A 6,803-nucleotide genomic window follows, 5' to 3' on the forward strand; every position below is an offset into this window, starting at 1 on the left:
TCACTCCCCCGCCCATCGGGAGAGGATCGGCAAATCACGGCCGCCGGGCTCCCAGGGCGCGCCCCGGGAGCCCGGCGGCAGACGTCCAACTGAGGAGATTTCAAACGGCGGTTCTGGGGAGTTTCACTCCGGCATCAACACGCTCTCGGCCAAGCGCCGGAGCCTGGATCGGCAACTCGGTGCCATCCTGGCCACGCCGAGCCGCTGAGACCTGACCCGCGAGCTGCAGGCCAAGATCAGCCGTGCGCGCGATCAGCTCCTGGTGTTCCTCGCCTATCCAGGCCAGGTCGAGCCGACCAACAACGGCTCCGAGCGGCTGCTTCGTCCGGCCGTCGTGCAGCGGAAGGTGACCAACGGTAATCGCGCCATGTGGGCGGCTGAGGGCGAGGCAGCCATCCGCACCGTCGTCGACACCGCGCGCCTGACAGGCAGCAGGCCCTTCGGCGCCATCCTCAAGACCATTGGCCCCTGAACCCTGCCATCAAACGCGCGGATAATCACCATTGATCTGAAAATTCTCGTCAACACGAGTTTTTTCCGATTTCGTTGGCGCAAGACATCTCTCGTCCGCAACTGAACGAGAGGTCTTAATGAAAAATAGGAACAGCGAAACAAACGACGAGCTGATTCGCTTGAGGCAAGTACTTCAGATCATCCCAATGTCTCGATCTAAGCTTTACGCCGACATTAAAGCGGAACGTTTTCCCGCTCCTTGTAAGTTCGGTAGATTAAGTTTTTGGCGTCGGGCAGAAGTGGCTGAAGTAATCAGGAGCCTTACCAAGGGCAGTTAGGTGAGACGCACAGGTATCAGCTAACCGCCGAAATCACCCGGGGGCAAGTCTCTGTAGGCGCAAAGTCGCGCCGTCCGAACTTCCTCCGGGCGAGTGAAACCAACCAACCTCAATCGTCACGAAGCATCGAGCTTGTTTGTCGTCAATGCCGACAAATGCGCGCCAACAAGCTCGGCCGGAAGGTAGAAAAATGGAACCGAAAGATACGCAGAAGTCCGCCCTCGATGTCGCTCGAGAAGCTCGAAAGAAACATGAGTCGGTCGAGGGATCCTATCGGGATCAATTACACCTCGCTATCGCCGATATCGCCCGTAGCGTCCAGCTGTTTGACTGCGATGTCCCCGGGTACGAGTCACTTCTGAAGGAGGAGTTCTTTGTAGAAACGCAGAAAAATACCGGTCGTAAACGCGACACATCGAACAAATTCAACACTCTAGCCCGATACATTCTAGACGCTAACACGAGGGAGAAAGAGCAAACTGTCAATGTGTATGCAAATGTCGCTCGGTATTACTGCGACAATGGCATTTCACCCGACGAGATAGCTGGGCGAATTCACGAAGACGGAGGCATAAAGGAGATTGCAAAGCTCGCTACCAAGGCGAATGCATTGAAGGCAGCAATCTTTGAAGACGAGATCTGGGGTGACCTTGTAGCATTAAAGATCTGGGTAAATCAGAAGCACCTCGATAGAGCGATGAAGATCGAAAAAGGGCAGCAAGCAAATCTTAAAATCCAACGTGTTGATGGCACCTCAGATTACAAAGAATTCGCCTGTAAAAAATTCAAGCGCATTCGTTTAGAGAGCGAGTGAACTAGCAACGAAGGGCTCAGGTCAAACAAATCCTGAGCCCTTCCCAAAATCAGTTCTGAGCTTCAGTTATAGCACACATCATTCGTTATAGCGCGCATCACCTCATCAATGCAGGCAACTCATGCCCGAATATGCTCATTTCCTATCGCCTTACCGCGCTCACAGGTCCGTAAGACAGCTTTTCGAAATTCGACCCCCCTTTCCTTATGACCCGCGATCACCCCTGCCCACCATCGTGGATATGGCCACCTTCGCCGAGGTTCACCTTCGGACTGATGATCGGATCAAGAACTACCTCGAATACCCGCGTAGGAACTACAAGCAGGTCGCCTGCCGCGATGCGATCGACGAGCTTCAGCGGGCCAAGGCGCACGCGCTCTACGCCAACAACGCCTACTCCCGGATCGCCTTTGCCGAAATCGCCTTGAAGCATGTCGCCGCTGAGCCGGGCATCGTTTACGGCCCGCGCTGCTTCGTGACCATCACCCCAGCACGTTACGCCTTCTCTCTAGGGGACCGCGGTATGCCCGATCGGCAAAGCCGTTCCATGATGCGGCGTCTGAGCGAGGCCGCGCACTTCAAGATCCATCACCTGCAGCAACTGGCCCGGCAGGCTTTCGGCGACCTGCCCTTCATCGGCATGGTCGAGGTCGCGCTTTTTCCCCGTTGGTCCTCATCGGGCTGGGCCGTGTTCGACTCGGTGTCCTGGCATTGCCACCTGCTCGCCTGGGGGGCCACGCGTGAGGAGCTCGATGGGATCCTCCAGCCGCTTCGTGACCGGCATGCCAGCATCAAAGAAGGCGTGACCTCGGTGCACATTCAGGAGGTGCCTGACGATGATATCGTGCGCCAGTTCGTTTACGCTTTGAAGGCACCGCAGAAGGTCTACCGCACGGCCTACTTGCGGACGGTCTCACGCGAGCAGGCATTGACCGATTTCGACACCCGGGCTTGGCGGATCAAGAAGGATTGGCTGCGCACCGGTGACCGAGTTCGCCTGCTCGACATCATGGCCGGGCGCACCCTCGATAGGCTGCTGTTCGGTAACCGCGAGGGGACCGCGCTCGCGAGGGCGATCCGGGATGAGGCGCTGAAGCCGTTTCGGGCTTCGGAGAAGCGGTAGCCTCGGTATCGGAGCTGAAGGGCGGTAACGGTGATAGCGCTGTCCTCAAGAGGCTCTTGGCCGCTCGCGTGGTGGCTATGGCACCAAGGCTTGCGTGATCGCCGACGGGCAGGGCCGTGCCATCGCCTTCCGGCTGGCACCGGGGCAGGCCCATGAACTGCCCGTCCCGCTCCTCGACCAGCTGCCAGGCGTGCCCAAGTGGGTCGTCGGAGGCCGCGGCTACACCAGTCACGCCTTCCGCGAGCACATCTGGAACATGGGTGCGCGCCCCGAGATGAACCGCCCCGGGTTTCCCGGAGGCTCCAACTCTTGAGAGACTGGAGCCATGACGAAGCATACCCCACCGTTTTCCCCCGAGGTCCGCGAGCGGGCTGTCCGGATGGTCCGGGAGCATCAGGGCGAGCACAGCTCACCCTGGGCCGCGATGCAGTCGATCGCGGCCAAGATCGGCTGCTCGGGCGAGACGCTGCGGAACTGGGTTCGCCAAGCCGAGCGTGACCGGGGCGTACGGGCCGGGCCGAGCACGGACGAGCGCGAGCGGATCAAGGCGCTGGTGCGGGAGGTTCGCGAACTGCGGCAGGCGAACGAGATCCTGCGTAAGGCGTCCGCGTATTTTGCGATGGCGGAGCTCGACCGCCGGTCCCGGTCATGATCGCCTTCATCGACGATCATCGTGCGCTCTATGGGGTCGAGCCGATCTGCAGGGTGCTGCCGATCGCCCCGTCGACGTACCATGCCCATGTCGCGCGACGGGCTGCCCCCGAGACGCTGCCGGCCCGGGCTCGCTCGGATGCGGCACTGATGGTCGAGATCCAGCGCGTGTACGAGGCGAACTTCCGCGTCGACAGTGTGCGCAAGGTCTGGCGTCAGCTCGGCCGCGAGGGGATCGTGGCCGCTCGCTGCACCGTCGCTCGGCTGATGCGAGCGATGGGCCTGAAGGGCGTCGTGCGGGGCAAGACGGTCCGGACGACGATCCCCGATCCGGCTGCGGCCTGCCCACGCGACCGGGTCAACCGGCAGTTCAAGGCCGCGTGCCCGAACAAGCTCTGGGTCGCGGATTTTACGTACGTCGCGACCTGGGGCGGCTTCGTCTACGTGGCCTTCGTGATCGACGTCTTCGCCCGCCGGATCGTGGGCTGGCGCGTGTCACGTTCGGCCCGGGCGGACTTCGTGCTCGATGCCCTTGAACAGTCGCTGCACGAGCGCCGCCCCTTCGCTGGCGGCGGCCTCGTCTGTCACTCCGACCGCGGGTCGCAATACGTGAGCATTCGCTACACCGAGCGCCTCGGCGAGGCGGGCATCGAACCGTCTGTCGGCAGTGTTGGCGACAGCTACGATAACGCCCTCGCCGAGGCGGTGATCAGCCTGTTCAAGGCTGAGGTGATCCATCGGCGTAGCCCGTGGCGCTCCTTCGAGGCCGTCGAGTTCGCCACCCTCGAATGGGTCGATTGGTTCAATCACCGCCGGCTACTCGAACCCATCGGCAACATCCCTCCCGCCGAGGCCGAAGCGCGCTATTATGCCCAGGCCGAGGCTCAGTCCTTGGCAGCCTGACCCAAACCAAAACGGCCTCCGGGAAACCCGGGGCGGTTCAAGATCCCGCCCCAGCGCCACGAGGCCCCCGTCGCCTGCCCGGACTGGATCGACAACAACCGCAATCAGGTCGAGGGCCTCTGGGCCAGGCTCAAGGAATGGCGGGCCATCGCAACCCGCTACGAGAAAACCGCCTCCAGCTTCATAGGCGTCCTTTCCCTCGCTGCAGCCCTCGACTGGCTCAAGCGATGACACGCCCCAGTCAGATCCGCGGTGGTCCGGCCGCACGCATCGAAGGACGCGTGCGGCTTCAAATTCGCTAGGGGCTACAGCAGGCTGGTGCGTCGGCGCGTTTGGCGAAATCGAAGGGACTGACCTCCGGTCCCGGTTTCAGCCATCCCGCTTCCCGGCAGACGGAGATCATAAGGCCGCACTGCATCGCCAACTCGGCCATGGTCACGAACGGGCCGAGCGCGTCGGCGAGCTGCAGGACCCGTGCCCAGGTCGAACGCCGGAGAATATCGGTGGCGCGGTCAGCCTCGCGCGACAGCAGGCTGTCGGCGCGCGCGACGAAGGTATCGTAGTCGACCTTTGCTCTCGCCCTCAGTTGCCCTCTGTCAGTGTAGCCCTCCAACGTGACGCTGCTCATGGCCGCCATCTCGGCCGCCATCTCGGCCGCCGCCTGCAGCGGACCTATTGCCTCGGCGCGTAATTGTATGAACCGTAGGATTTTGCCCAGCAGAAGGTGAGGGTTACGGCCGCATTTGGATATCGACCTGCGAGTGCGACGGTCGTTGTTCTTGGTCATTTTATTGCTCGCTGCTTTGGGGTGCGGTTGTGCATCCCCTAAGCTTTTACGAGTCTGGCTACGGACCCGTCGGGCCGAGATAAGACCCGTCAGGACCTGATCTTGCCCGGTGGCGATCCGACGGGGTCGTTCACCGACGCACGCGGCCCGGATGCAAGTCGGAAGGCCGAGCCATGTTCGAGGCCGAGCCGGCCAAGATCGGGCGTGCGGCCACGCGTGCCGAGGCCGTCGAGCGCGCGAACGCCTTCCGGCAGCGCACGCGCGCCTCGATGAGCTGGTCGCCAATATCTCGATTGCGCCGACGATCAACCTGGAGGGACTTCGACGCCTGTCGGCGCTTCCTCGACGCACACGCCTCTCAGTCGCTGCGTGGATCGGGAGCGTCAAGTTCTGGTGCAACCAAAGCTGAAGAGCCTGCCACACGCGGAAAGCGGCGGGGTAGGGCGGTGCCGGCGCCGAGGCAGGCAACTGCGCGACGGCGCGCCTGAAGCGACCGGCTGAATTTGACGCCATAGGAGCGGCCTCAGGACACCACGGCGAGGCGCACGAAGCTCACCGCGCTCGCAAATCCGGCAAAGGCCGCCCCGAGCCCCATTGCCACGGCTGGCCCGTGGGCCTCCGCGATCGCAAAGCAGGCCGCGACCAGGGCAGCGCCCAGGGTCTGGCCGAGAAGCCGCGCCGTAGCCACGATGCCGCTCGCTCCGCCTGAGCGCGTCGGCGGCGCGCTCGTCATGATGGCGCGCAGGTTCGGAGCCTGGAAGAAGCCGAAACCCGCCCCGCAGATCGCCATTCGCCAGATGATGTCGGAAATGCTCGGATTAGCAGGCAGCAGCGCGAGCAGCCCCATGCCGAGCGCGAGGCCGGCGAGCCCGATGCCGCCGAGCAGGCCCGGGGCGTAGCGATCCGAGAGGCGCCCGGCCACCGGCGCCATCAGCGCGACCACCACAGGCCAGGGCGTCATCAGGAAGCCGGTCTCAACCTGCGAGCGGCCGAGCGTATGCTGGAACAGGAACGGCAGCGAGACGAAGGCCAGCCCCTGCGCCGCGAAGGAGCACACCGCGGTCAGGGCTGATAAGGCGAACAGTGGGCGCGCCAGGAGATCAGCGGCCAGCATCGGGGCAGGGTGCCCGGCCTGGCGACGTAGGAGCAGGGTAAAGCAGGCGAGCGCCCCGGCGATCTCGGGAAGGATGCGCCAGACCGGCCCTTCATGTGCGGCCTCGCCCAACCCGAGCACGAGGAGCGCGAACGCGGCGGCGTTGAGCAGCGCGCCGGCAACATCGAAGCTGTGCCCGGAGCGTCCGGTCTCCGGCAGCGCAGCCCAGGCCAGGGCGAGGGCGCCGAGCCCGATCGGCACGTTGACGGCGAACAGCCAGGGCCAGGGCGCGGCTAGCAGGATCAGCGATGCCACGGTTGGGCCGACCGCGAAGCCGACGCCGACGACGAAGGCGTTGAGCCCGACGCCGCGGCCAAGCTGATGCGCGGGGTAGATGAAGCGGATCAGCGCGATGTTGACGGACATCACGGCGCTGGCTCCAATCCCCTGGAGTACCCGCGCGGCGACCAGCGTCGGCAGGGACCAGGCCAGGGCGCAGACGAGCGAGGCGCCGATGAACAGGATGAGGCCGGCAACGTAGATCCGCTGCTGCCCGACGATCTCACCAAGGGCCGCGATCGGCAGTAGCGTCGCCACGACCGCGAGCTGGTAGGCGTTCACGATCCACACGGAGGCGCCGG

At 63.6% G+C, this 6,803-nt stretch carries 6 protein-coding genes, 3 pseudogenes and 1 other annotated feature; of the genes and pseudogenes, 7 read left to right on the top strand and 2 right to left on the bottom strand.

All coding sequences use genetic code 11. From position 1 onward, the window contains the following. Positions 1-136: 136 nt before the first annotated feature. From MKL01_RS18415 to MKL01_RS18440, 7 genes and pseudogenes are all read left to right on the top strand, one after another. Positions 137-472, top strand: a pseudogene (locus MKL01_RS18415) (transposase); the annotation flags it as partial. 118 nt (positions 473-590) lie between these two features. Beyond that, positions 591-791: a helix-turn-helix transcriptional regulator gene (locus tag MKL01_RS36245; RefSeq protein ID WP_409566277.1), complete on the top strand. Its 201-nt coding sequence runs from the start codon at positions 591-593 to the stop codon at positions 789-791. A 190-nt stretch (positions 792-981) separates the two neighbouring features. Continuing rightward, the gene (locus MKL01_RS18420; RefSeq protein WP_243906659.1) at positions 982-1,605 is read left to right on the top strand and encodes a hypothetical protein; all 624 of its coding nucleotides are present in this window, start codon (positions 982-984) and stop codon (positions 1,603-1,605) included. Between the two features lie 241 nt (positions 1,606-1,846). Further along, complete coding sequence (locus tag MKL01_RS18425; protein ID WP_243906660.1) at positions 1,847-2,728, top strand: hypothetical protein; 882 nt, start codon at positions 1,847-1,849, stop codon at positions 2,726-2,728. A 46-nt stretch (positions 2,729-2,774) separates the two neighbouring features. After that, positions 2,775-2,999: pseudogene (locus tag MKL01_RS18430) on the top strand (IS5/IS1182 family transposase); the annotation flags it as partial. A gap of 54 nt (positions 3,000-3,053) precedes the next feature. Continuing rightward, positions 3,054-4,282 (top strand): IS3 family transposase gene (locus MKL01_RS18435; RefSeq protein WP_243906661.1). Its coding sequence is split into 2 segments (ribosomal slippage): positions 3,054-3,342 and positions 3,342-4,282, totalling 1,230 coding nucleotides; the frame shifts between segments, so codons are not numbered across the junction. Beyond that, positions 3,335-3,451: a sequence feature (AL1L pseudoknot), on the top strand. (Overlaps the previous gene by 117 nt.) Positions 4,283-4,324: 42 nt before the next feature. Continuing rightward, positions 4,325-4,513, top strand: a pseudogene (locus MKL01_RS18440) (transposase); the annotation flags it as partial. A 67-nt stretch (positions 4,514-4,580) separates the two neighbouring features. Here MKL01_RS18440 and MKL01_RS18445 read toward each other — a convergent pair. Further along, positions 4,581-5,069: a hypothetical protein gene (locus MKL01_RS18445; protein WP_243906662.1), complete on the bottom strand. Its 489-nt coding sequence runs from the start codon at positions 5,067-5,069 to the stop codon at positions 4,581-4,583. Between the two features lie 523 nt (positions 5,070-5,592). Next, positions 5,593-6,803 (bottom strand): MFS transporter (locus MKL01_RS18450; RefSeq protein WP_243906663.1); only part of this gene is annotated, 1,211 nt, incomplete at its 5' end.

The sequence above is a fragment of the Methylobacterium sp. J-070 genome, from assembly GCF_022829385.1.
Taxonomy (GTDB): Bacteria; Pseudomonadota; Alphaproteobacteria; order Rhizobiales; family Beijerinckiaceae; genus Methylobacterium.

What these genes read in the sequence shown, in the direction of transcription:
- MKL01_RS36245 (WP_409566277.1), top strand. Translation starts at nt 591, where the DNA reads ATGAAAAATAGGAACAGCGAAACAAACGACGAGCTGATTCGCTTGAGG.
- MKL01_RS18425 (WP_243906660.1), top strand. Translation starts at nt 1,847, where the DNA reads ATGGCCACCTTCGCCGAGGTTCACCTTCGGACTGATGATCGGATCAAG.
- MKL01_RS18420 (WP_243906659.1), top strand. Translation starts at nt 982, where the DNA reads ATGGAACCGAAAGATACGCAGAAGTCCGCCCTCGATGTCGCTCGAGAA.
- MKL01_RS18445 (WP_243906662.1), bottom strand. Translation starts at nt 5,069, where the DNA reads ATGACCAAGAACAACGACCGTCGCACTCGCAGGTCGATATCCAAATGC.